This window comes from Streptomyces sp. NBC_01525, from assembly GCF_045040405.1.
GTDB lineage: Bacteria > Actinomycetota > Actinomycetes > Streptomycetales > Streptomycetaceae > Streptomyces > Streptomyces benahoarensis.
In genome coordinates, this window is the sequence record NZ_CP109397.1 from 4584653 (window position 1) to 4606791 (window position 22139).

Annotated in this window: 17 protein-coding genes; 15 read left to right on the top strand and 2 right to left on the bottom strand. The window is 71.0% G+C overall.

Annotated elements, in window-relative coordinates:
- The 3 genes from OG422_RS20655 to OG422_RS20665 all read left to right on the top strand — a co-directional run bounded on the left by OG422_RS20655 (position 1) and on the right by OG422_RS20665 (position 3932).
- The gene (locus OG422_RS20655) at positions 1 to 468 is read left to right on the top strand and encodes a (deoxy)nucleoside triphosphate pyrophosphohydrolase (RefSeq protein ID WP_185994077.1); all 468 of its coding nucleotides are present in this window, start codon (positions 1 to 3) and stop codon (positions 466 to 468) included.
- A 174-nt stretch (positions 469 to 642) separates the two neighbouring features.
- Positions 643 to 1104 carry an ATP-binding protein gene (locus OG422_RS20660; RefSeq protein ID WP_405744205.1) on the top strand — a complete coding sequence of 154 codons (462 nt, stop codon included), beginning with the start codon at positions 643 to 645 and terminating at the stop codon, positions 1102 to 1104.
- 284 nt (positions 1105 to 1388) lie between these two features.
- Positions 1389 to 3932, top strand: coding sequence for a SpoIIE family protein phosphatase (locus tag OG422_RS20665; protein WP_405747927.1), 2544 nt, complete (start codon positions 1389 to 1391; stop codon positions 3930 to 3932).
- 125 nt (positions 3933 to 4057) lie between these two features.
- On the opposite strand, the gene OG422_RS20670 is transcribed toward OG422_RS20665, so the two are convergent.
- Positions 4058 to 4351, bottom strand: coding sequence for a hypothetical protein (locus tag OG422_RS20670; protein ID WP_405744207.1), 294 nt, complete (start codon positions 4349 to 4351; stop codon positions 4058 to 4060).
- A gap of 374 nt (positions 4352 to 4725) precedes the next feature.
- Between OG422_RS20670 and OG422_RS20675 the strand changes: the two genes are divergently transcribed.
- The 7 genes from OG422_RS20675 (at position 4726) to OG422_RS20705 (ending at position 15111) form a co-directional block, all read left to right on the top strand.
- Complete coding sequence (locus OG422_RS20675) at positions 4726 to 6762, top strand: ABC transporter family substrate-binding protein (protein ID WP_405744209.1); 2037 nt, start codon at positions 4726 to 4728, stop codon at positions 6760 to 6762.
- A gap of 243 nt (positions 6763 to 7005) precedes the next feature.
- Positions 7006 to 8910: a translational GTPase TypA gene (typA, locus tag OG422_RS20680; RefSeq protein ID WP_143943050.1), complete on the top strand. Its 1905-nt coding sequence runs from the start codon at positions 7006 to 7008 to the stop codon at positions 8908 to 8910.
- Positions 8911 to 9368: 458 nt separating this feature from the next.
- Positions 9369 to 10994 carry an ABC transporter substrate-binding protein gene (locus OG422_RS20685; RefSeq protein WP_405744211.1) on the top strand — a complete coding sequence of 542 codons (1626 nt, stop codon included), beginning with the start codon at positions 9369 to 9371 and terminating at the stop codon, positions 10992 to 10994.
- A 177-nt stretch (positions 10995 to 11171) separates the two neighbouring features.
- Complete coding sequence (locus OG422_RS20690; protein ID WP_143943048.1) at positions 11172 to 12095, top strand: ABC transporter permease; 924 nt, start codon at positions 11172 to 11174, stop codon at positions 12093 to 12095.
- Positions 12088 to 13008 carry an ABC transporter permease gene (locus OG422_RS20695; protein WP_405744214.1) on the top strand — a complete coding sequence of 307 codons (921 nt, stop codon included), beginning with the start codon at positions 12088 to 12090 and terminating at the stop codon, positions 13006 to 13008. The genes OG422_RS20690 and OG422_RS20695 overlap by 8 nt, the downstream gene beginning before the upstream one ends.
- Before the next feature lie 11 nt (positions 13009 to 13019).
- Entirely contained in the window at positions 13020 to 14057 is a 1038-nt protein-coding gene (locus OG422_RS20700; protein ID WP_405744216.1) for an ABC transporter ATP-binding protein, read from the top strand.
- Entirely contained in the window at positions 14050 to 15111 is a 1062-nt protein-coding gene (locus tag OG422_RS20705) for an ABC transporter ATP-binding protein (RefSeq protein ID WP_405744218.1), read from the top strand. Before OG422_RS20700 ends, OG422_RS20705 begins: the two co-directional genes overlap by 8 nt.
- Positions 15112 to 15289: 178 nt before the next feature.
- On the opposite strand, the gene OG422_RS20710 is transcribed toward OG422_RS20705, so the two are convergent.
- Positions 15290 to 15982, bottom strand: coding sequence for a class I SAM-dependent methyltransferase (locus OG422_RS20710; protein WP_405744220.1), 693 nt, complete (start codon positions 15980 to 15982; stop codon positions 15290 to 15292).
- A 378-nt stretch (positions 15983 to 16360) separates the two neighbouring features.
- Here OG422_RS20710 and OG422_RS20715 point away from each other — a divergent pair, with 378 nt between their 5' ends.
- The 5 genes from OG422_RS20715 to OG422_RS20735 are packed head-to-tail and all read left to right on the top strand — an operon-like array spanning position 16361 to position 22122.
- The gene (locus OG422_RS20715) at positions 16361 to 17989 is read left to right on the top strand and encodes an ABC transporter substrate-binding protein (protein ID WP_405744222.1); all 1629 of its coding nucleotides are present in this window, start codon (positions 16361 to 16363) and stop codon (positions 17987 to 17989) included.
- Between the two features lie 19 nt (positions 17990 to 18008).
- Positions 18009 to 18932, top strand: coding sequence for an ABC transporter permease (locus tag OG422_RS20720; RefSeq protein ID WP_143944471.1), 924 nt, complete (start codon positions 18009 to 18011; stop codon positions 18930 to 18932).
- Positions 18925 to 19899, top strand: coding sequence for an ABC transporter permease (locus OG422_RS20725; protein WP_405744225.1), 975 nt, complete (start codon positions 18925 to 18927; stop codon positions 19897 to 19899). The genes OG422_RS20720 and OG422_RS20725 overlap by 8 nt, the downstream gene beginning before the upstream one ends.
- Positions 19900 to 19910: 11 nt before the next feature.
- Entirely contained in the window at positions 19911 to 20951 is a 1041-nt protein-coding gene (locus OG422_RS20730) for an ABC transporter ATP-binding protein (RefSeq protein WP_405744228.1), read from the top strand.
- Positions 20938 to 22122, top strand: coding sequence for an ABC transporter ATP-binding protein (locus OG422_RS20735; protein ID WP_405744231.1), 1185 nt, complete (start codon positions 20938 to 20940; stop codon positions 22120 to 22122). The genes OG422_RS20730 and OG422_RS20735 overlap by 14 nt, the downstream gene beginning before the upstream one ends.
- The last annotated feature ends 17 nt before the right edge of the window (positions 22123 to 22139 follow it).

A 22139-nucleotide genomic window follows, 5' to 3' on the forward strand; every position in this document is an offset into this window, starting at 1 on the left:
ATGACGACGGTGCGTGTGGTGGTGGGCGGCGCGGTGCTCGACCGGGGGCGGCTGCTGGCCGCCCGGCGCAGCGCGCCGCCCGCGCTGGCCGGTCGCTGGGAGCTGCCCGGCGGCAAGGTGGAGGACGGTGAGAGCCCCGAGCAGGCGCTCGTGCGCGAGCTGCGCGAGGAGCTGGGCGTCGAGGCGGAGCCGCTGGAGCCGATTGCCGGCGAGTGGGCGCTGCGCCCCGGGTTCGTGCTGCGGGTGTGGGCCGCCAAGCTGGTGTCCGGCGAGCCGCGGCCGCTCCAGGACCACGACGAGCTGCGCTGGCTGGAGCCGGACGAGGAGCTGTCGGTGGACTGGCTGGACCAGGACCGTCCGGCTGTCGCCGAGGCGATGCGGCGGCTGCGGGAGGGCGAGGGGCCGGGTGGCGCCGCGCCGCGTCCGCCGTCGCGGGGCACCGTGCCCGGTGGGCGTACCCCGCTCTGAGCGTGACAGGCCGCCGGTGGCCCGTCGGGCCCGCGGTGACGGGACCCGGCCGGGGGACGGGTTCGTCCGGGTGGCGCGGGCGGCCGCGCGCAGGCGGTACGGACGGGCAATTATCGGGTATGTCCTGATTGACTCTTTTGTAGGTGGGTGTGGTGGGCAACCGCACCATGGGGAGTGATCGGCGTGAGCGACAGCGCAGCGGCAGGGGCCTCCGAATCGGCACACGCCGCAGTCCGCCGTCGTGACACGGTCTCCGGAGCGTTCCCCATCGCCGAATGGAGTTTCCCCGCCGAGCCCGGCGCCGTCCGCACCGCGCGGGCCACGGTCCGCACGACCCTCGCCGACTGGGGCCTGGAGTCCGTCGCGGACATCGCCGTCCTGCTCGTCAGCGAACTGGTCACCAACTCCCTGACGTACGCCAGCGGTCCGATCGGCGTCCGGCTGGAACAGCTCGGCGGCGGACTCCTCGTCGAGGTCTCCGATCCGCTGCCCGATCCGCCGCTGGAGCGCGCCGCCGAACCCGATGACGAGGGCGGACGCGGACTGCAACTCGTCGCCCGCGCCTCGCGGCGCTGGGGGGCGCGGCGCGGGAAGAGCGGCAAGACCGTGTGGTTCGAGCTGTCGGTGGCTGGTTAGGAGACAGGTGGATCCGGTCGCCGCGCGTCGTTGCCCATTCGTCGGCAAACCGTGCCGGGGCCGCGATCGAGACTGTGCTGTGATCGTGAAGACCGTGTTCCGAAGTGCCGAGGTGCTGATTTACTCGGCAGGTCCGGTCCGGGCACGATGAGCTGGAGGGGACGGGGCTCGTGAGCGAGTTGTCATCCGGCGGGACGGTTCCCGCGCAGACCGCAGGTCGCGGCGGGAAGGGCCCGGCCGACCCGGTCCTCGTCCCGCCTGCCCACGCGCCGCAGGAACCGCCGGTGTGGCAGTCCAGCCGGCCCGGGTCGATCTACGACTACATCCGGCTCGCGTCCTTCTCCCTCGGACCCGACGGCCGCATCGACGGCTGGAGCGAACGGGCCGCCGACATGCTCGGCATCTCCGCGGTACAGGCCGTCGGCAAGGACCCCGTCGAGGCGTTCGTCCCCCGCGAGCTGCGCGAGACCGGGCACCGCGCGGTCTCCCGGATCCTCGACGGCCGGGAGTGGACGGGCCTGGTGCCCTATCGCCGCGCGGACGGCGGCGAGGCCGACGGGCTCGCGGAGATCTACGTCATGCCGTCCGCGAAGGAGACCGGCGAGCGGGCCGCGCTCTGTCTCGTCGTCGACGTCCGGGCGCTGCGCGGCATCGAGACCGACCTCGCCGCCGCGCAGGCGGTATTCGGTCAATCCCCGATGGGCTTCACCCTCTTCGACACCCGGCTGCGGCTGCTCCGCGTCAACGAGCGGTTCGCCACGGTCTTCGGCGGCCCCGCGAGCAAGTACCGCGGTGGCACCCCGTACGACTTCCTGCCGCGGGCCGAGGCCGAGCGGATGACGGTGGCGCTGCGCCGGGTGCTGGACACCGGCGAGGCGGTGACCGAGATGCAACTGGTCGGCGTGGTGCCCGGCGCGGAGGACCGGCGCCGCTGGTCGATCTCGCTCTACCGCCTGCACGGCGCCAGCGGCCGCCCCATCGGCGTGGCCGCGCTCGCCTCCGACGTCACCGGGCGCCGCCGCGCCGAACGCGAGGCCGCCAACGCCCGCCGCAACCTCGCGCTGCTCAACGAGGCGGGCGCCCGCATAGGCAACTCCCTCGACCTGGAGACCACCGCCCGCACCCTCCTCGACGTCGCCGTCCCGCAGTTCTGCGATCTGGCCTCCGTCGACCTCTACCAGGGGCTGCTGGCGGGCGACGAGGCGCCGCCCGGGATGAGCGACGGCAGTGCGGAGCTGCGCCGCGTCGCGTTCTCCAGTGCCGTCTCCGACGCGCCGCTCGCCACCATGCCCTGTACGCCCGAGGGCGGGCCGGTCGCGGTCGGCGCGGTGCACCGCTACCCCTTCAACTCCCCGTGCGCGGGCGCGCTGCGCACCGCCCGGGCGCAGATCGTCCCCGGCCGGGAGAGCGAGGAGGGCCGCGAGCTGGGTGCCGTGGTGCACTCCACCCTCGCCGTGCCGATGGTCGCCCGGGACACCGTCGTCGGGCTGGTGCAGTTCTCCCGGACGAAGGGCAGCGAGCCGTTCGGGGAGCGGGACACCGCCCTCGCCGTGGAGCTGGCGGCCCGCGCCGCGGTCTGTATCGACAACGCCCGGCTCTACCGCCGCGAGCACGAGCGGGCGCTGATGCTCCAGCGCAGCCTGCTGCCGCCCGGCGACCCGGAGGCCGCGGGCCTCGACATCGCCTGCCGCTATCTGCCGGGCACCACCGCCACCGAGGTCGGCGGCGACTGGTTCGACGTCATCGAGCTGCCCGGCCACCGTACGGCGCTGGTCGTCGGCGACGTCATGGGCCGCGGGCTGCGCGCCGCCGTCGCCATGGGCGAACTGCGCACCGCCGTCCGCACGCTGGCCCTCCTCGACCTGGAACCGGCCGAGGTGCTGGCCGCGCTGGACGAGGTCGCCCGCGGGCTGGGCGGTGGCGAGGGCCGCGGCGGCAAGCGCTCCGCAGCGGGCCGCTCCACCGTCCCCGGCGTCCCGCACGCCGCCGGGACCGCCGACCTCTCCGAGGTCTACCTCGCCACCTGCGTATACGCCGTCTACGACCCCATCAGCCGCTGCTGCACGTTCGCCAACGCCGGGCATCTGCCGCCGGTGCTGGTCGAGGAGGGCGCGGACGCGGTGCTGCTGGACGTACCGCCGGGCATGCCGCTGGGCGTGGGCGGCGAACCGTTCGAGGAGACCGAGGTGGAGCTGGCGGACGGCGCGCTGCTCGCCCTCTACACCGACGGCCTGGTGGAGTCCCGCGACCACCCGCTGGACGAGGGCCTGGAGGCGTTCCGTAGCGCGCTGTCGGACGCCGGCCGGCCGCTGGAGGACGCCTGCGACCACGTCCTGTCCACCCTGGACACCTCGCACGGCGAGGACGACATCGCGCTGCTGATGGCCCGGGTGCACGGGCTGCCCAAGGACGCGGTGGGGGACTGGAGCCTGGCGCCGGAGGCCCGGTCGGTGGCGCGGGCGCGGGAGCTGGCCCGCGACCAGCTCACCGACTGGGGCCTGGAGGAGCTGGTGGACACCACCGAGCTGCTCGTCAGCGAGCTGGTCACCAACGCGCTGCGGCACGGCCACGGCGAGATCCGGCTGCGGCTGCTGCGCGACCGGTCACTGGTGTGCGAGGTGTGGGACGCCGACCTCGCCCAGCCGCGCCGCCGCCGCGCCCGCGACACCGACGAGGGCGGCCGCGGCCTCCAGCTGGTCGGCCTGCTCAGCGCGGGCTGGGGCAGCAGACGCACCCCACGCGGCAAGACCGTGTGGTTCGAACTCGCCCTGCCCGACGGCGACCATCCGGCGCCGGATGCGACCGAGGCGTTGTTGAGCATGTTCTAGCGACGGGGCCGCCCCGTACGGCGGGGTGTTCCGCATACGGGGTGCTCACCCCGCCCCGGGCGCACCGCGTCCCGCCGACCGGCCCGGTTGTGCCTCCCGCGGCCCGGCCCCGGCCCCCGCCCGGCTCAGGGTGCGTGCCGGTCCTTCGCCCCCAGGCCCTCGTCCTCCGCGTCGGACCACAGGGCGCTGTCGTACGGGGCGTCGGGGACGGGGACGATGCGGTCGCCGTCGGGTCCGGTGGGGCGGGCGGTACCGGCTCCGGCGCGGAGCAGGCGCAGGCTTTCGCCCAGGTGATCGGTGTCGCTGCGTACCCGGCGGATGTCGAGCCCGTCGCCGAGCCGTCGCTCCAGCCGCTCCACGGCGCGTACCAGCTCGTTCAGGGTGCGTTCGGCCGCCGTCAGCTCGTCGTGAAGGGACATGGTCCGCCCTCTCTGCCGAAAACGTCGTCCGGGAAGGTCGGCGGGCGCCGGGACGAGGTCTCCGGAGCGCGGGGACGACCTCCCACGTCCCGAGTGTCGCGCGTCGCGGTGGGGTGGGAAAGGCGGGGCGGGCCGCTCGGCCGCCGGGGCCGCCGTTTTGAGCGGCGGGCGCCCGCTGCCGTGCCGTTCCGGAGGCCCGCCTCCTGCTTCTTGCGCCGGGCGGGTGGCCTTGCCCCGGGGCGCCGCCGTGTCGGGCGGCCGGGCCGTCCCGGGTCGCCTTCAGTGGGGGTGCCATAGATGTGATGAGCCGCTAAGTGGGCCGGACGTGTCACGGCGGCTCGCCGCGGCGTCGGCGAGCCCCGGAGGTAACAGCCATGACCGACCACGTCAGCCCAGGCCGCGCCGTGCGCCGCAGGCGCCGCGCCGTCCTCCTCGCGGCGGGGGTCCTGCTGCCGCTGCCGGTCCTGGCCGGGTGCGCGGACGACGACGGCGGCGGCGCCTCGGGCCTCGCCCAGGACATCGCGGCGGCGCCGCGCGGCCGGGTCGCGAACGGCGGCACGGTCCGCTGGGCGGTCGAGGCGCTGCCCAGCACCCTCAACGCCTTCCACACCGACGCCGACGCGGCCACCTACCGGGTCACCGGCGCCGTCCTGCCCTCGCTCTTCACCCTCGACCGCAGCGGCACCCCGCAGCGCAACGCCGACTACCTCACCGCCGCCGACCTCACCACGCGTGAGCCCCGGCAGGTCGTCGTCTACAAGCTCAACCCCAAGGCCCGCTGGAGCGACGGCCGCCCGATCGGCGCCGCCGACTTCGTCGCCCAGTGGAAGGCGCTGCGCGGCACGGACCACGCGTACTGGACCGCCCGCAACAGCGGCTACGACCGCATCGCCAAGGTGGAACAGGGCGCCGGGCCGCACGAGGTCAAGGTCACCTTCGCCAAGCCCTACGCGGACTGGCGGGCGCTCTTCACCCCGCTCTACCCGCAGTCCGTCATGGTCGGCGCCGACGCCTTCAACGACGGCGCCCGCGACCGGCTCCCGGTGACCGCCGGGCCGTTCGCCGTCGGCGACCGGAACTCCGACGACGGCACCCTCACCCTGGAGCGCGACCGCCACTGGTGGGGCGCGCCCGCCAAGCTCGACCGGCTGGAGCTGCGCGCCGTACCGCGCGGGAAGCGGGCCGACGCGCTCAGCTCCGGTGACGTCGACGTCGCGGAGGTCGACGCGGCCGTCGCGAAGAAGATCGACGACGTGGGCGGCGCCGCCCCCGCCGGTGTCCCCAAGAGCGTCCACGCGGGCAACGCGGGCGCCCAGCCCGGGGCCGGGCAGGACGCCGCGGACCAGGAGCCCGCCCCGCGCGGCGCGGTCGCCGCCGACGCCGTGCGCGCCCAGGCCGCCGCCCGCGGCTCCGAGGCGGCGCGCGCCGAGGCCCGGGCCGCGGCCGTCGCCAGAACGCTGCGCGGCTACGCCGTCCGCCGCGCGTTGCAGCCCGCGTACACCCAGCTCGCGCTGAACGGCGGCAGCGGGCCGCTCAGCGACGACCGGGTGCGGCGCGCGGTGGCCCGCGCCATCGACCGGCAGGCCCTCGCCGACACCGTCCTCAAACCGCTGCGGCTGCCCGCCACGCCGCTCGGCAGCCATCTGCTGCTGTCCGGGCAGGAGGGGTACGCCGACCACAGCGACGCCGTCGGCGGTACGGACACCGACGCCGCGAAGACGCTGCTCGCGGACGCGGGCTGGCGTGCGGGCCGGCCCAGGCCGGGCTCGCCGCAGCCCGCGCAGGGCGACGCCCAGGCCGGTCACGGCGGCGCCCCCGGCGACACCGCCGCGGGCGGCCGGGAGCGGGCGGGCGAGCAGATCGCGGCGCAGGCGCCCGCGGTGAAGAAGGACGGCAAACCGCTCACCCTGCGCTTCGTCGTGCCGGACGGCCCCGCCTCCGCGGAGCTGCGGACCGTCAGCCACCGGATCGCCACGATGCTCTCCCGGATCGGTATCGCCACCGCCGTCCAGAAGGTCGCCGACGACAGCTACCTCCAGGACCACATCGAGGCCGGCGACTACGACCTGGCGCTGTACTCCTGGCCGGGCACCGCCTACCCGTCGACCGACGCCCGGCCGGTCTACGCTAAGCCGCAGCCCGCCCCGGACGGTTCGCTGAGCGTCGGGCAGAACTACACCCGCGTCGGCAGCGACCGCGTCGACCAGCTCTTCGACCAGGCGGTCTCCGACCTCGACCCCAAGGCCGCGCGGGAGGCGCTGAACAAGGCCGACGCCCGGATCTGGGCGTCGGCCGGTTCGATCCCGCTGTACCAGCGGCCCGAGCTGGTCGCCACGAAGAAGTCCCTCGTCAACATCGGCTCCTTCGGCTTCGCGGCCCCGCGCTTCCAGGACATCGGCTACGCGAAGTGAGCCCCGGCCCCCGCCGCCGCGCCGACCCGGCTGACGGCGCGGCGGCGCCCGGGTGGAATCGGGTCGGCGCGAGCCCGGACAATCGGTGAGAACGCCCAGGTCAGGCCGGGTGCGGGCAGGCTGCGGCGGCCGATGCCGCGGCAGCCACGTACCATGGGGTGAGGCCGTGGCGTCTCATGCCCGGCAGGCGCGCGTACCGGACCGTACGCGCCGCCCACCACGATTCCGGGAGAAGCGCCGCAAGTGCCCACGCGCCACGACATCCGTAACGTCGCCATCGTCGCCCACGTCGACCACGGCAAGACGACCATCGTCGACGCCATGCTCAAGCAGGCGGGGGCCTTCGCCGCTCACCAGCTCGACTCCGTCGACGACCGGGTCATGGACTCCAACGACCTGGAGCGCGAGAAGGGCATCACCATTCTCGCGAAGAACACCGCGGTCAAGTACCACCCCAAGGACGGTGGCGACCCGATCACGATCAACATCATCGACACCCCCGGCCACGCCGACTTCGGTGGCGAGGTCGAGCGCGGTCTGTCGATGGTCGACGCGGTCGTGCTGCTGGTCGACGCCTCCGAGGGCCCGCTGCCGCAGACCCGCTTCGTGCTCCGCAAGGCCCTCCAGCAGCGCCTGCCGGTCATCCTGTGCATCAACAAGACCGACCGCCCCGACTCCCGTATCGACGAGGTCGTCAACGAGACGTACGACCTCTTCCTCGACCTGGACGCGGACGAGGAGCAGATCGAGTTCCCGATCGTCTACGCCTGCGGCCGTGACGGCGTCGCGTCGCTGACCAAGCCGGAGGACGGCACCGTCCCGGCCGACTCCACCAACCTGGAGCCGTTCTTCACCACGCTGCTCCAGCACGTCCCGGCGCCGGAGTACGACGAGACCGTCCCGCTCCAGGCCCACGTCACCAACCTCGACGCGGACAACTTCCTCGGCCGTATCGCGCTGCTCCGCGTCGAGCAGGGCGAGCTGCGCAAGGGCCAGACCGTGGCCTGGATGAAGCGCGACGGTTCGGTGCAGAACGTCCGCATCACCGAGCTGATGATGACGGAGGCGCTGACCCGCAAGCCCGCCGAGGTCGCCGGCCCCGGTGACATCTGCGCGGTCGCCGGTATCCCCGAGATCATGATCGGCGAGACGCTGGCCGACCCGGAGAACCCGGTCGCGCTGCCGCTGATCACGGTCGACGAGCCCGCCATCTCGATGACCATCGGTACGAACACCTCGCCGCTGGTCGGCCGTGGTGGCACCGGCAAGGGCGCGGACGCCAAGAACGCGGTCAAGGACCGCAAGGTCACCGCCCGCCAGGTCAAGGACCGCCTCGACCGCGAGCTGATCGGTAACGTCTCGCTGCGCGTCCTGGACACCGAGCGCCCCGACGCCTGGGAGGTGCAGGGCCGCGGTGAGCTGGCGCTGGCCATCCTGGTCGAGCAGATGCGCCGCGAGGGCTTCGAGATGAACATCGGCAAGCCGCAGGTGGTCACCAAGCAGATCGACGGCAAGACCCACGAGCCCGTCGAGCGGATGACGGTCGACGTGCCCGAGGAGCACATGGGCGCGGTCACGCAGCTCATGGGCACCCGTAAGGGCCGGATGGACAACATGTCCAACCACGGCTCCGGCTGGGTCCGCATGGAGTTCGTCGTCCCCTCCCGCGGTCTGATCGGCTTCCGCACGGAGTTCCTGACCAACACCCGCGGCACGGGCATCGCCCACTCCATCCACGAGGGCCACGAGCCGTGGTTCGGCGAGCTGAAGACCCGTAACAACGGTTCGCTGGTCGCCGACCGCTCCGGTGCGGTCACCGCGTTCGCGATGACCAACCTCCAGGAGCGCGGTGTGCTCTTCACCGAGCCCGGCACCGAGGTGTACGAGGGCATGATCGTCGGCGAGAACTCCCGCGCCGACGACATGGACGTCAACATCACCAAGGAGAAGAAGCTCACCAACATGCGCTCCGCCTCGGCCGACTCCTTCGAGGCGATCGTGCCGCCGCGGAAGCTCTCCCTGGAGCAGTCGCTGGAGTTCTGCCGCGACGACGAGTGCGTCGAGGTCACCCCGGAGGCGGTCCGTATCCGCAAGGTCGTCCTCGACCAGAAGGAGCGCGGCCGCACCGCGTCGCGCGCCAAGCGCTGACGCCCCGGGCACCGCTGATACGACGAAGCGCCCCGCAGGACTCCGGTCCGGCGGGGCGCTTCGTCGTGTGCGGGGGGGCGGACACGAAGCGGCTTATATCGCGGTGGAATGATCTTGTCAATGGTGGCTTGGCCTCGGCCAGTTGGCGTGGTGTCCGCATTCCGGAGCAATACGCGAGTGACGTTGCCCACCTCGTCCCTTTCCTGCACGTGTGGATAGTTTGCTTTGTCCGAATTTCGAACTCTCTCAATGGAAGATGTGATCTGATCGAGACCCTTTACGCGTGGTTTATGGCCGAAACGTGACTGAGACTGGGCGGTATTGAGCTCGGGTCAATGGGTCACGCGCCGTAAGAAGCGCCGACTCACGAGCATCGGGGGCTGGTTGTGGACTGTCAGGGGTGTCAGTCGCGCCGGCTCCTTTCCATATCGAGAAATGGACTCATGAGGAGGCAATCCATGCGCGGTGCCAAGAGCGCCACCTGGGTCGCAGGAGCGATAGTCGTGGCCCTGGGGGCCACGGCCTGTGGCGGCGGCAGCAGTGCGAGCGCCGAACCCGGCGTCGTCCGGGCCAACTGGGGTGACCCGCAGAACCCGCTGGAGCCCGCCAACACCAACGAGGTGCTCGGCGGCAAGGTCCTCGACATGATCTTCAGCAACCTGAAGAGCTACGACCCGAAGACCGGCGAGGCGAAGAACGACGTCGCGCAGTCCATCGACACCAAGGACCAGCAGACCTTCACCATTAAGGTGAAGAAGGGCGAAAAGTTCTCCAACGGCGAGCCCGTGACGGCCCGTTCGTTCGTCGACGCCTGGAACTACGGCGCGCTGAGCACCAACGCCCAGAAGAACTCGTACTTCTTCGCCGACATCCAGGGCTACGACAAGGTCGCGCCCGCCGAGGGCAAGCCGACCGCGAAGACCCTCTCCGGCCTCAAGGTCGTCGACGAGCACACCTTCACCGTCACCCTCGACGAGAAGATGTCGACCTGGCCGCTGCGCCTGGGCTACAAGGCGTTCGCGCCGCTGCCCAAGACGTTCTTCAGCGACCACGACGGCTACCTCGCCAAGCCCGTCGGCAACGGCCCGTACGCCGTGGACACGTACGACAAGGGCAAGCAGATGAAGCTCGTCCCCAACGCGCACTACACCGGGGACGACAAGCCGCAGAACAAGGGCGTGCTGCTCAAGGTCTACACCGACTCCAACGCCGCCTACGCGGACCTCCAGTCCGGCAACCTCGACGTCGACGACGACGTGCCCGCCGAGCAGATCCGCAACGCCAAGTCGGACCTGAAGGGCAATTACCTCTCGCAGCCGGCCGGTATGAACCAGGTCATCACCTTCCCGCTGTACAAGGACGGCTGGAACAAGGCGGGCATGGAGAAGGTCCGCAAGGGCCTGTCCATGGCGATCGACCGCAAGGCGATCACCGACAAGGTCTACAACGGCACCCGCACCCCCGCCACCGACTTGACCTCGCCCGTCCTCGGCGTCGCCAACGGCTACAGCAAGGACGTCTGCGGGGACACCTGCACGTACGACCCCACCGAGGCGAAGAAGCTGATCAAGGAAGGCGGCGGCATCCCCGGCGGGAAGATGACGATCAGCTACAACGCCGACAAGGACTCCCACAAGCAGTGGGTGGACGCCGTCTGCAACAGCATCAACACCGTGCTGGGCGACGACAAGGCGTGCGTGGGCAACCCCGTCGGCACCTTCGGTGACTTCCGCAACCAGATCACCAAGCAGGAGATGACCCAGCCGTTCCGCTCCGGCTGGCAGATGGACTACCCGCAGATCGAGAACTTCCTGACCCCGCTGTACGCGACCGGCGGCGCCTCCAACGACGCCAAGTTCAGCGACCCGAAGTTCGACGCGCTGCTGAAGAAGGCCGGCTCCGAACCGGACGTCAAGAAGGCCACCGACCTCTACAAGCAGGCCGAGAAGATCGTCCTCGACAAGGTCGTCAGCATCCCGCTCTGGTACCAGAACGGCACCGCCGGCTGGTCCGATCACGTCTCCGGCGTCCAGCTGAACGCCTTCAGCTTCCCGGTCTTCACCAAGGTCAAGGTCACGGACTGACCCGACGCGGCCGCCCCTGAGGCCGACGGGCTCCCGCCCGTCGGCCCCTCGGGGCCGTGGCCCCGCGCGCGAGAACACACCCGCTCACGGCGGCAGGAGCAGCCGGACACGCCCGCGACCACCCGGTCCCGGACGCGGTCCCGGCCGCCCCCGCGTCGGCGCTTTACTGGAGGACACATGGGGCGCTACGTCATCCGACGCCTGCTCCAGATGGTGCCCGTCTTCATCGGCACCACTTTCTTGATCTTCGTCATGGTCTACGCACTCGGCGACCCCGTCGCCGCGATGTTCGGAGACCGGACGCCCGATCCGGCCACCGCCGCCCAGATCCGGGAATCCCTGCACCTCGACGACCCGCTGTGGAGCCAGTACCTGCAGTACATGGCCGGGATCTTCCGCGGCGACTTCGGCACCGCCTTCAACGGCACGCCCGTCGCCGAACTGATGGGCTCGGCCTTCCCCAACACCATCAAGCTGACACTGGTGGCCTTCGCCATCGAGGTCGTCGTCGGCGTCGGGCTCGGCATCGTCGCCGGGATGCGCCGCGGCCGCCTCGCCGACACCGGCGTGCTGGTCTTCACCCTGCTGGTGATCTCCATCCCGACGTTCGTCACCGGCTATCTGCTCCAGTACTTCATCGGCGTGAAGCTCGCCTGGGCCGCCCCCGCGGTCTCCAGCGATGTCGCCTTCGGCGAACTGCTGCTGCCCGGCATCGTGCTGGCCGGCGTCTCCCTCGCGTACGTCGCCCGGCTCACCCGTACCTCGATCGCCGAGAACATCCGCTCCGACTACGTCCGCACCGCCACCGCCAAGGGCCTGCCCCGGCGCCGCGTCGTCGGCGTGCACCTGCTGCGCAACTCGCTGATCCCCGTGATCACCTTCCTCGGCACCGACATCGGCGCCCTGATGGGCGGCGCGATCGTCACCGAGCGGATCTTCAACATCCAGGGCGTCGGCTACCAGCTCTACCAGGGCATCCTGCGGCAGAACGCGCCCACCGTCGTCGGCTTCGTGACCATCCTCGTGGTCGTCTTCCTCGCCGCCAACCTGATCGTCGACCTGCTCTACGCGGTCCTGGACCCGAGGATCCGTTATGCCTGAGATCACCGAACGGGCCCCCGCGACCACCGACGGAACGGCCCCCGCGGCAGCCCCCGAGGCGGCGGCCGCGCCGCGCAGCCTGTGGGGCGACGCCTGGCGGGACCTGCGCCGCAACCCGATCTTCTACCTTTCCGCCGTCCTCATCCTCTTCCTGGTCGTCCTCTCGATCTGGCCGAGCCTGCTGACCGGCACCAGCCCCTACGCCTGCGACCTCGGCCGCTCCCAGCAGGGCCCGGCCCCGGGCCACCCCTTCGGCTTCACCACCCAGGGCTGCGATGTGTACGCCCGCACGGTGTACGGGGCCCGCGCCTCCGTCGTCGTCGGCATCTGCACCACCCTCCTCGCCGCCGTCCTCGGCTGCGTCTTCGGCGGGCTCGCCGGGTTCTTCGGCGGCTGGTGGGACGCGGTGCTCTCGCGGATCGGCGACATCTTCTTCGGCATCCCCGTCCTGCTCGGCGGCATCGTCTTCCTCTCCGTCATCAAGGGCGGCTCGATCTTCACCGTCGTGCTGCTGATGGCGGTCCTGGGCTGGCCGCAGATCGCCCGTATCGCGCGCTCCGCGGTCATCTCCGCCAAGCAACAGGACTATGTGCAGGCGGCCCGCGCCCTCGGCGCGAGCACCCCGCGGATGCTGCTGCGGCACATCGCGCCCAACGCCCTCGCGCCGGTGATCGTCGTGGCCACCATCGCGCTCGGTACGTACATCTCGCTGGAGGCGACGCTGTCGTTCCTCGGCGTCGGCCTCAAGCCGCCGACGGTCTCCTGGGGCATCGACATCTCGTCCGCCGCCACCCAGATCCGTAACGCGCCGCACATGCTGTTGTGGCCGGCGGGGGCGCTGAGCATCACGGTGCTGGCGTTCATCATGCTCGGCGACGCGGTCCGCGACGCCCTCGACCCCAAGCTGCGCTGAGGGAGGCGTACATGACCACCACCGAGAACAAGCAGGCCGTCCCCGCGCCGCGCGCCAGGCAGCAGGCGGGCACCCCGCTGCTCCAGGTCCGCGATCTGCACGTCGAATTCCACACCCGCGACGGCGTCGTCAAGGCCGTCAACGGCGTCAACTACAGCGTGTCGGCGGGCGAGACGCTGGCCGTGCTCGGCGAGTCCGGGTCCGGCAAGTCCGTCACCGCCCAGGCCATCATGGGCATCCTCGACATGCCCCCGGCGAAGATCCCGCGCGGCGAGATCCGCTTCCGCGGCGAGGACATGCTCACGATGTCCGCCGACGCCCGCCGCCGCCTGCGCGGCGCCAAGATCGCCATGATCTTCCAGGACGCGCTCTCCTCGCTGAACCCGGTGCTGACCGTCGGCTACCAGCTCGGCGAGATGTTCCGCGTCCACCAGGGCCTGTCCAAGAAGGCGGCGCTGGCCAAGGCCGTCGACCTGATGGACCGCGTCAAGATCCCCGCCGCGAGGAGCCGGGCGGGCGACTTCCCGCACCAGTTCTCGGGCGGGATGCGCCAGCGCATCATGATCGCGATGGCGCTGGCCCTGGAGCCGGACCTGATCATCGCGGACGAGCCGACCACGGCCCTCGACGTCACCGTCCAGGCCCAGGTCATGGACCTCCTCGCGGAGTTGCAGGCCGAGTACCACATGGGCCTCATCCTCATCACCCATGACCTCGGCGTCGTCGCCGACGTCGCCGACAAGATCGCGGTGATGTACGCGGGCCGCATCGTCGAGACCGCCCCCGTCCACGAGCTGTACCGGAACCCGGCGCACCCCTACACCCGCGGTCTGCTGGACTCCATCCCGCGCCTGGACCACAAGGGCCAGGAGCTGTACGCGATCAAGGGCCTGCCGCCCAACCTCCTGAACGTGCCGCAGGGCTGCGCCTTCCACCCGCGCTGCCCCAAGGCGCAGGACCTCTGCCGTACGGACACCCCGGCGCTGCACACCCTCGGCGAAGGCCGCCGCAGTGCCTGCCACTTCTGGAAGGAGACGGTCAATGGCTGAGCCGGACAAGGCGGTTGCCGCAGGCGCCCGTGAGCCGATCCTCCAGGTCCGCGGCCTCGTCAAGCACTTCCCGCTCACCCGGGGCGTGCTGGTGAAGAAGCAGGTCGGCGCGGTCAAGGCGGTCGACGGTGTCTCCTTCGACCTCTACCGGGGCGAAACCCTCGGCATCGTGGGGGAGTCGGGGTGCGGCAAGTCGACCGTCGCCAAGCTGCTGATGAACCTGGAGCGGGCCACCGCCGGTGAGGTCTTCTACCGGGGCGAGGACATCACCAAGCTGTCGGGGCGCGCGCTGAAGGCGGTGCGCCGCAACATCCAGATGGTGTTCCAGGACCCGTACACCTCGCTGAACCCGCGGATGACGGTCGGCGACATCATCGGCGAGCCCTTCGAGATCCACCCCGAGGTGGCGCCGAAGGGCGACCGGCGGCGCAAGGTGCAGGAACTCCTCGATGTCGTCGGGCTCAACCCGGAGTACATCAACCGTTATCCGCACCAGTTCTCCGGCGGCCAGCGCCAGCGCATCGGCATCGCCCGCGGCCTCGCGCTCAACCCGGAGATCATCATCTGCGACGAGCCGGTCTCCGCGCTCGACGTCTCCGTCCAGGCGCAGGTCGTCAACCTGATGGCCCGGCTCCAGCAGGAGTACGACCTCAGCTACCTCTTCATCGCCCACGACCTGTCGATCGTCCGGCACATCTCCGACCGGGTCGGCGTGATGTACCTGGGGCGGATGGCCGAGATCGGCACCGACACCGAGATCTACGACCACCCCACGCACCCGTACACCCAGGCGCTGCTGTCGGCGGTGCCGGTGCCCGACCCCGAGGCGCGCGAGGGCCGCGACCGGATCATCCTCACCGGCGATGTGCCGTCCCCGGCCGACCCGCCGTCCGGCTGCCGCTTCCGCACCCGCTGCTGGAAGGCGGAGGAGCGGTGCGCGACCGAGACGCCGGAGTTGGCGGTACCGGCCCGCTTCCGCGACGCGGCGTCCCCGGCGGCCCACCCGTCGGCCTGCCACTTCGCGGAGGTCCGGGACGTGGTGGGCGCGGCGTAGATCCGTCGCGTACGGCTTCGGGCCGGGGTCCGCGAACGTGCGGGGCCCGGCCCGATGCGTGTGTACGGGGCGGCTCGGTGCCGGGGAGCCGGGCGCGCGCCGCTTCGGCTCGGTCGTCGTACGGGGCGGCCGCGTGCTCCCGGCGGCGCGGCCCGGTTGCCGTGCGGCCCGTCCCCGTTCAGTTGTCGCGCGGGACGACCCGGACCCAGGTGCGGTCGGCGGTGAGGTAGCGGTCGACCGCGAGTCCGGCGCGCTCCAGGGCGGCGTCGAACGCCTCATCGGTCAGCGGGCAGGACAGGAACGTCTGCGTCCAGCGGGCGTCGGCGAAGTCGTACTCGACGTGCACCGAGCGCACGCCCGGGCGCACCGGCTCGGAGGAGACGATCCGGATCAGCCCGCCGTCGACGCGGCGCTCGGACGGGACGCGGTCGTGCCGGTCGGGCGCCTCACGCTGGATGAGCACGCAGCCGTCGTCCTTCACATGGCGGCGGCAGGTCGCCAGCATCCCCTCGCGCACGCCCGGACCCGCGGCGTGGACGAGGAACGAGGCGAGCAGGACGACGTCGAACCGGGCGTCCAGGGACAGTTCCTCGATGGCGCTGCGGACCGTTCCGGCGCCGCTGATACGTTCCAGCATCTGCGGGGACTCGTCCACGGCGGTGACGGCGAAGCCGCGGTGGACCAGCGGATGCGTCATCCGCCCGGCCCCGGAGCCCAGTTCGAGAATGCTGGACGCCGGGCGCACCGCGCCCTCGATGATGTCCGGCTCCTCGCCCACCGGCAGCCGTTCGTACAGTTCGACCGCACAGCCGTCCGGGGTGATCGCCCCCGGCCCACTGCCCTCGTATCCCTCGCGCACCCGGTGTTCCATAGCCACATGCCAACACGGCGCTACCGGCGGCGAAAGGGGCCTTTCCGGACAGGGCGGGCCGCGCTCCGGAGTGCGCGGGGGCGTATGCGGACGCGCGCGGACGCGGGCGGACGGTGCCGGGAGCGGCGGGCCAGGGGTGGCCGGTTCGCCCGCACGGCCCACGGGGCCAGGGGCCGGGCGGGTGCCGGGGGAGGCGGATCCGAGGGCGTGGGCCTCACCCGACCGGCGTCCGTGCACCCGATCGGCCCGCCGCCCGGCCGCCGCGCACATGGGCGGATTCCGCGCCCCACGGAGTAATGCGTCCCGCCGCCGGAGTGCAGCACACCCCGCTTTGGGCTCTTATGTCGTTTACGTGGCCTGAGAGCTGAGGAGGCGCCCATGCGTGGAGCCGAACGCACGAAGTGGGTCGTATGTGCGGTGTCCGTCGCCCTGGCGGCGACCGCCTGCGGGGGCGGGGTCGACACCCGCGGCTCGGGCGCCGCCGGAATCGTCAGCTCCTCCTGGGGGGACCCGCAGAACCCCCTCGAACCGGCCAACACCAACGAGGTCCAGGGCGGCAAGGTCCTGGAGATGATCTTCCGGGGGCTCAAGCGGTACCACCCGAAGACCGGCGCGGCGGAGAACGTGCTCGCCGCATCGATCGACACGACCGACTCCCGGCATTTCACCGTCACCCTGAAGCCCGGCTGGACCTTCAGCAACGGCGAAAAGGTCACCGCAAAATCGTTCGTGGACGCCTGGAACTACGGTGCACTGCTCGGCAACAGGCAGAAGAACGCGCCGTTCTTCCAGTACATCGAAGGATTTGATGCCGTCCACCCGGAGAACGGCAAAGCGACGGCGAAAACCCTCTCCGGCCTCAAGGTCGTCAGCCCCACGAAATTCACCGTCGCGCTGAACCAGAAATTCTCCAGCTGGCCCGACACCCTCGGCTACAACGCCTTCATGCCGCTGCCGCAGACGTTCTACACCCATCACGACGCCTGGGTGAAGAAACCCATCGGCAACGGCCCGTACCTCGTGGACTCCTACACCAAGGGCTCCGCGATGAAACTGCGGAAATGGGAGCAGTACCCGGGCGCCGACAAGGCCAGGAACGGCGGAATCGACCTTCAGGTCTACACCGACAACAACACCGCCTACACCGATCTCCAGGCGGGCAACCTCGACCTCGTCGACGATATTCCCGCCACCCAGCTCAAGAATGCCCACGCCGACCTCGGTGACCGCTACATCAACCAGCCCGCGGGCATCATCCAGACCCTCACCTTCCCGATGTACGACAAGATCTGGAACAAAAAGGGAGGCGACAAGCTCCGCCGCGGTATTTCGATGGCCATCGACCGCGCCTCGATCACCAAGGAAATCTTCCAGAACACCCGCACCCCTGCCACCGACTGGACCTCACCCGTCCTCGGCGCCAAGGGCGGATTCCAGGAAGGGGTCTGCGGCGAAGCCTGCGAATTCCACGCCGCCAAGGCGAAAGCGCTGGTCAAGGAGGGCGGCGGGCTCCCCGGCGGCCATATGACCATCGCCTACAACGCCGACACCGGCTCCCACCGGGACTGGGTCGACGCGATCTGCAACAGCATCAACAACGCCCTCGACAACGACAAGGCATGCGTCGGCGCCCCCGTCGGCACCTTCGCCGACTTCCGCAACCGCATCACCTCCGACAAGATGACGGGCCCCTTCCGCACCGGCTGGCAGATGGACTACCCGCTCATCCAGAACTTCCTCCAGCCGATGTACTACTCCAAGGCGTCCTCCAACGACGGCAAATACAGCAACCCGAAGTTCGACAAACTCATCAACGAGGCGAACGCCGCCCCCGACCGCAAGACAGCCATCGCCACATTCCAGGACGCCGAGCGGATCCTCGCCACGGACATGCCCTCCATTCCGCTCTGGTACCAGAACGGCAACGGCGGCTACTCCGACCGGATCGCCAATGTGGCGCTGAACCCCCTCAGCGTCCCCGTCTACAACGAGATCACGGTCCACTGAACCAGAACCCGGAGCCCTCATGGGACGCTATGTGATCCGGCGACTGCTCCAGATGATCCCGGTGTTCATCGGCAGCACGCTCCTGATCTTCCTCATGGTGTACGCGCTGGGCGACCCGGTGGCCGCACTCTTCGGCGACCGGGCACCCGACCCGGCCACCGCCGCCCAGATCCGCGCCGACCTCTACCTCGACCAGCCGCTGTGGAAGCAGTATCTGCACTACATGGCGCAGATCTTCCAGGGGAATTTCGGCACCGCGTTCAACGGCCAGCCCGTCACCGAACTCATGGCCGCCGCCTTTCCCGTCACCCTGCGGCTCACCCTCGTCGCCATCGTCATCGAAATGGTCGTCGGCATCGTCCTCGGCGTCTTCAGCGGACTGCGGCGCGGACGCACCGTCGACACCACCGTGCTGATCTTCACCCTCGTCGTGGTCTCCATCCCCACCTTCGTCAGCGGCTACGTCCTGCAATTCCTGCTCGGCGTGAAAGGGAACTGGGTCAAACCCGCCGTCTCCACCGACGCCCCGCTCGGCGAACTCCTGCTCCCCGGACTCGTCCTGGCGCTGGTCTCCCTCGCCTACGTCACCCGGCTCACCCGCACCTCCCTCGCGGAGAACGCCCGCGCCGACTACGTCCGCACCGCCGTCGCCAAGGGGCTGCCGCGCCACCGCGTCATCACCCGCCATCTGCTGCGCAACTCGCTGATCCCGGTGGTCACCTTCATCGGCACCGACATCGGCGCGCTCATGGGCGGCGCCATCGTCACCGAGCGCATCTTCAACATCCACGGCGTCGGATTCCAGCTCTACCAGGGCATCCTGCGCCAGAACTCACCCACCGTCGTCGGCTTCGTGACCATCCTCGTGCTGGTCTTCCTCGTCGCCAACCTCCTCGTCGACCTGCTCTACGCCGTCCTCGACCCGAGGATCCGCTATGCCTGACCCCTACGCGCCCAAAGAGGCCATCACCCACGGCGACGGCGGGCCCGCCGCGCTCGCCATCGGCGAGGCCGAATCGCTGGAGCGGCCCCCCGGCGCCGGACCCGGCGGCGCCCCCACCGGCAAACCCCGCAGCCTGTGGAGCGACGCCTGGCACGACCTGCGCCGCAATCCGGTCTTCCTGATCTCCGCGCTGATCATCCTGTTCCTGCTGGTCATCGCGGTCTGGCCGCAGCTGATCGCGGACGGCAACCCGTACCGCGCCGACCTCGCCAAGGCCCAGGCGGGACCGGAGCCCGGCCACCCCTTCGGCTACGACACCCAGGGCCGCGACGTCTACACCCGCGTCGTCTACGGCGCCCGCGCCTCCATCACCGTCGGCGTCTGCGCCACCGCCGGAGCCGCCCTTCTCGGCAGCCTCCTCGGCGGGCTCGCCGGGTTCTTCGGTGGCTGGTGGGACACGCTGCTCTCCCGGATCGCCGACATCTTCTTCGGCATCCCCGTCATCCTCGGCGGCCTGGTCTTCCTCTCCGTCGTCACCAGCTCCACCGTCTGGCCGGTCGTCGGTTTCATCGTGCTGCTCGGCTGGCCGCAGATCGCCCGCATCGCCCGCGGCGCCGTCGTCACCGCCAAACAGAACGACTACGTCCAGGCGGCCCGCGCCCTCGGCGCAGGGAACGGCCGCACCCTGCTGCGGCACATCGCCCCCAACGCCGTCGCCCCGGTCATCGTCGTCGCGACCATCGCCCTGGGCACCTACATCTCGCTGGAGGCGACGCTGTCGTTCCTCGGCGCCGGGCTGAAACCGCCCACCGTCTCCTGGGGCATCGACATCTCCGCCGCCTCCACCTCCATCCGCAACGCGCCGCACATGCTGCTGTGGCCGGCGGGGGCGCTGAGCATCACGGTGCTGGCGTTCATCATGCTCGGCGACGCGGTCCGCGACGCCCTCGACCCCAAACTGCGCTGAGGAGCGGGCAGATGACCAGCAACGACAGCGTCACCGCACCCCGCCCCGAGACCACCGGCACCAACGGGCCGCCGCTCCTCGACGTCCGCGACCTGAAGGTGGAGTTCCGCACCCGCGACGGCGTCGCCAAGGCCGTCAACGGCGTCAGCTACCGCGTCGTCGCCGGGCAGACCCTCGCCGTCCTCGGCGAATCCGGGTCCGGCAAGTCCGTCACCGCCCAGGCGATCATGGGCATCCTCGACTCGCCGCCCGGCTTCGTCACCGGCGGCGAGATCCGCTTCCAGGGCCGTGACCTGCTCACTCTCGGCCGGGAGGAACGCCGCCGGGTCCGCGGCACCGGTATGGCGATGATCTTCCAGGACGCGCTCTCCGCGCTGAACCCGGTGATGTCCGTCGGCGCCCAGCTCGGGGAGATGTTCCAGGTCCACCGCGGTATGTCCCGCAAGGCGGCCCGCGCCGAGGCCGTCGAGCTGATGGACCGCGTCAAGATCCCCGCCGCGAAGAGCCGGGCCGGTGACTATCCGCACCAGTTCTCGGGCGGGATGCGCCAGCGCATCATGATCGCGATGGCGCTGGCCCTGGAGCCGGACCTGATCATCGCGGACGAGCCGACCACGGCCCTCGACGTCACCGTCCAGGCCCAGGTCATGGATCTCCTCGCGGAGTTGCAGGCCGAGTACCACATGGGTCTCATCCTCATCACCCATGACCTCGGCGTCGTCGCCGACGTCGCCGACACCATCGCCGTCATGTACGCCGGGCGCATCGTCGAGAACGCCCCCGTCCACCACCTCTACCGGGCCCCCGCTCACCCCTACACCCGCGGTCTGCTGGACTCCATCCCGCGCCTGGACCACAAGGGCCAGGAGCTGTACGCGATCAAGGGCCTGCCGCCCAACCTGACCGCCATCCCGCCCGGCTGCCCCTTCCACCCCCGCTGCCCGCTCGCCCAGGACATCTGCCGCACCGACCGGCCCCCGCTGTACGACGTGGCCCCGGGCCGCACCAGCGCCTGCCACTTCTGGAAGGAGACGCTCGATGGAGCCCGATGACCGCCGGACCTCCGACGCCACCAGCCTGCCGGGAGGCCCCGCCGGGAGTGTCGTGGGCGGGGGAGTGGTGGGGGCGGCGGCGGGGAGCCTGGCGGCCGCGGTTCCGGCGGTGGCCGGCGGGGCCGGCGGGCGGGCCGCCCGCGGTGAGCCGGTGCTGGAGGTCCGCGGCCTCGTCAAGCACTTCCCGCTCACCCGCGGCATCCTCTTCAAGAAACAGGCCGGCGCGGTCAAGGCCGTCGACGGTGTCTCCTTCGACCTCCGACGCGGTGAAACCCTCGGCATCGTGGGGGAGTCGGGGTGCGGCAAGTCGACCGTCGCCAAGCTGCTGGTCGGCCTGGAACGCCCCACCGCCGGGGAGATCCGCTACCGCGGCGAGGACATCACCAAGCTCTCCGGCCGCGCCCTGAAGGCCGTCCGCCGCAACATCCAGATGGTGTTCCAGGACCCGTACACCTCGCTGAACCCCCGGATGACGGTCGGCGACATCATCGGCGAGCCCTTCGAGATCCACCCCGAGGTGGCGCCGAAGGGCGACCGGCGGCGCAAGGTGCAGGAACTCCTCGATGTCGTCGGGCTCAACCCGGAGTACATCAACCGTTATCCGCACCAGTTCTCCGGCGGCCAGCGCCAGCGCATCGGCATCGCCCGCGGCCTCGCGCTGCGCCCCGAGATCATCGTCGCCGACGAACCCGTCTCCGCCCTCGACGTCTCCGTCCAGGCGCAGGTCGTCAACCTCCTGGCGAAGCTCCAGGACACCTTCGACCTCAGCTACGTCTTCATCGCCCACGACCTCTCCGTGGTCCGGCACATCTCCGACCGAGTCGCCGTGATGTACCTCGGCAGGCTCGCCGAATCCGGCACCGACGAGCAGATCTACGACCACCCCACGCACCCCTACACCCAGGCGCTGCTGTCGGCGGTGCCGGTGCCCGACCCCGAGGCGCGCGAGAGCCGGACCCGGATCCTGCTCGCCGGGGAGGTGCCGTCCCCGGCGGACCCGCCCTCCGGCTGCCGCTTTCGCACCCGCTGCTGGAAGGCCCAGGAGCTGTGCGCGAAGAAGGTCCCGCCGCTCGACGTCCCGCCGCGCTTCGCCACCCCGGACGCGGGCCCGGCGGCCCACCCGTCGGCCTGCCACTTCGCGGAGGAACGACGGGTCGTGCCCGGCGAATGAGCTCCGGCCGAGCGGCG

Excerpts from the sequence above, each read along its gene's own strand:
- OG422_RS20675 (WP_405744209.1), top strand. The coding sequence starts at position 4,726 with ATGACCGACCACGTCAGCCCAGGCCGCGCCGTGCGCCGCAGGCGCCGC.
- OG422_RS20715 (WP_405744222.1), top strand. The coding sequence starts at position 16,361 with ATGCGTGGAGCCGAACGCACGAAGTGGGTCGTATGTGCGGTGTCCGTC.
- OG422_RS20730 (WP_405744228.1), top strand. The coding sequence starts at position 19,911 with ATGACCAGCAACGACAGCGTCACCGCACCCCGCCCCGAGACCACCGGC.
- OG422_RS20685 (WP_405744211.1), top strand. The coding sequence starts at position 9,369 with ATGCGCGGTGCCAAGAGCGCCACCTGGGTCGCAGGAGCGATAGTCGTG.
- OG422_RS20705 (WP_405744218.1), top strand. The coding sequence starts at position 14,050 with ATGGCTGAGCCGGACAAGGCGGTTGCCGCAGGCGCCCGTGAGCCGATC.
- OG422_RS20670 (WP_405744207.1), bottom strand. The coding sequence starts at position 4,351 with ATGTCCCTTCACGACGAGCTGACGGCGGCCGAACGCACCCTGAACGAG.
- OG422_RS20700 (WP_405744216.1), top strand. The coding sequence starts at position 13,020 with ATGACCACCACCGAGAACAAGCAGGCCGTCCCCGCGCCGCGCGCCAGG.
- OG422_RS20720 (WP_143944471.1), top strand. The coding sequence starts at position 18,009 with ATGGGACGCTATGTGATCCGGCGACTGCTCCAGATGATCCCGGTGTTC.
- OG422_RS20655 (WP_185994077.1), top strand. The coding sequence starts at position 1 with ATGACGACGGTGCGTGTGGTGGTGGGCGGCGCGGTGCTCGACCGGGGG.
- OG422_RS20695 (WP_405744214.1), top strand. The coding sequence starts at position 12,088 with ATGCCTGAGATCACCGAACGGGCCCCCGCGACCACCGACGGAACGGCC.
- OG422_RS20690 (WP_143943048.1), top strand. The coding sequence starts at position 11,172 with ATGGGGCGCTACGTCATCCGACGCCTGCTCCAGATGGTGCCCGTCTTC.
- OG422_RS20710 (WP_405744220.1), bottom strand. The coding sequence starts at position 15,982 with ATGGAACACCGGGTGCGCGAGGGATACGAGGGCAGTGGGCCGGGGGCG.
- OG422_RS20735 (WP_405744231.1), top strand. The coding sequence starts at position 20,938 with ATGGAGCCCGATGACCGCCGGACCTCCGACGCCACCAGCCTGCCGGGA.
- OG422_RS20725 (WP_405744225.1), top strand. The coding sequence starts at position 18,925 with ATGCCTGACCCCTACGCGCCCAAAGAGGCCATCACCCACGGCGACGGC.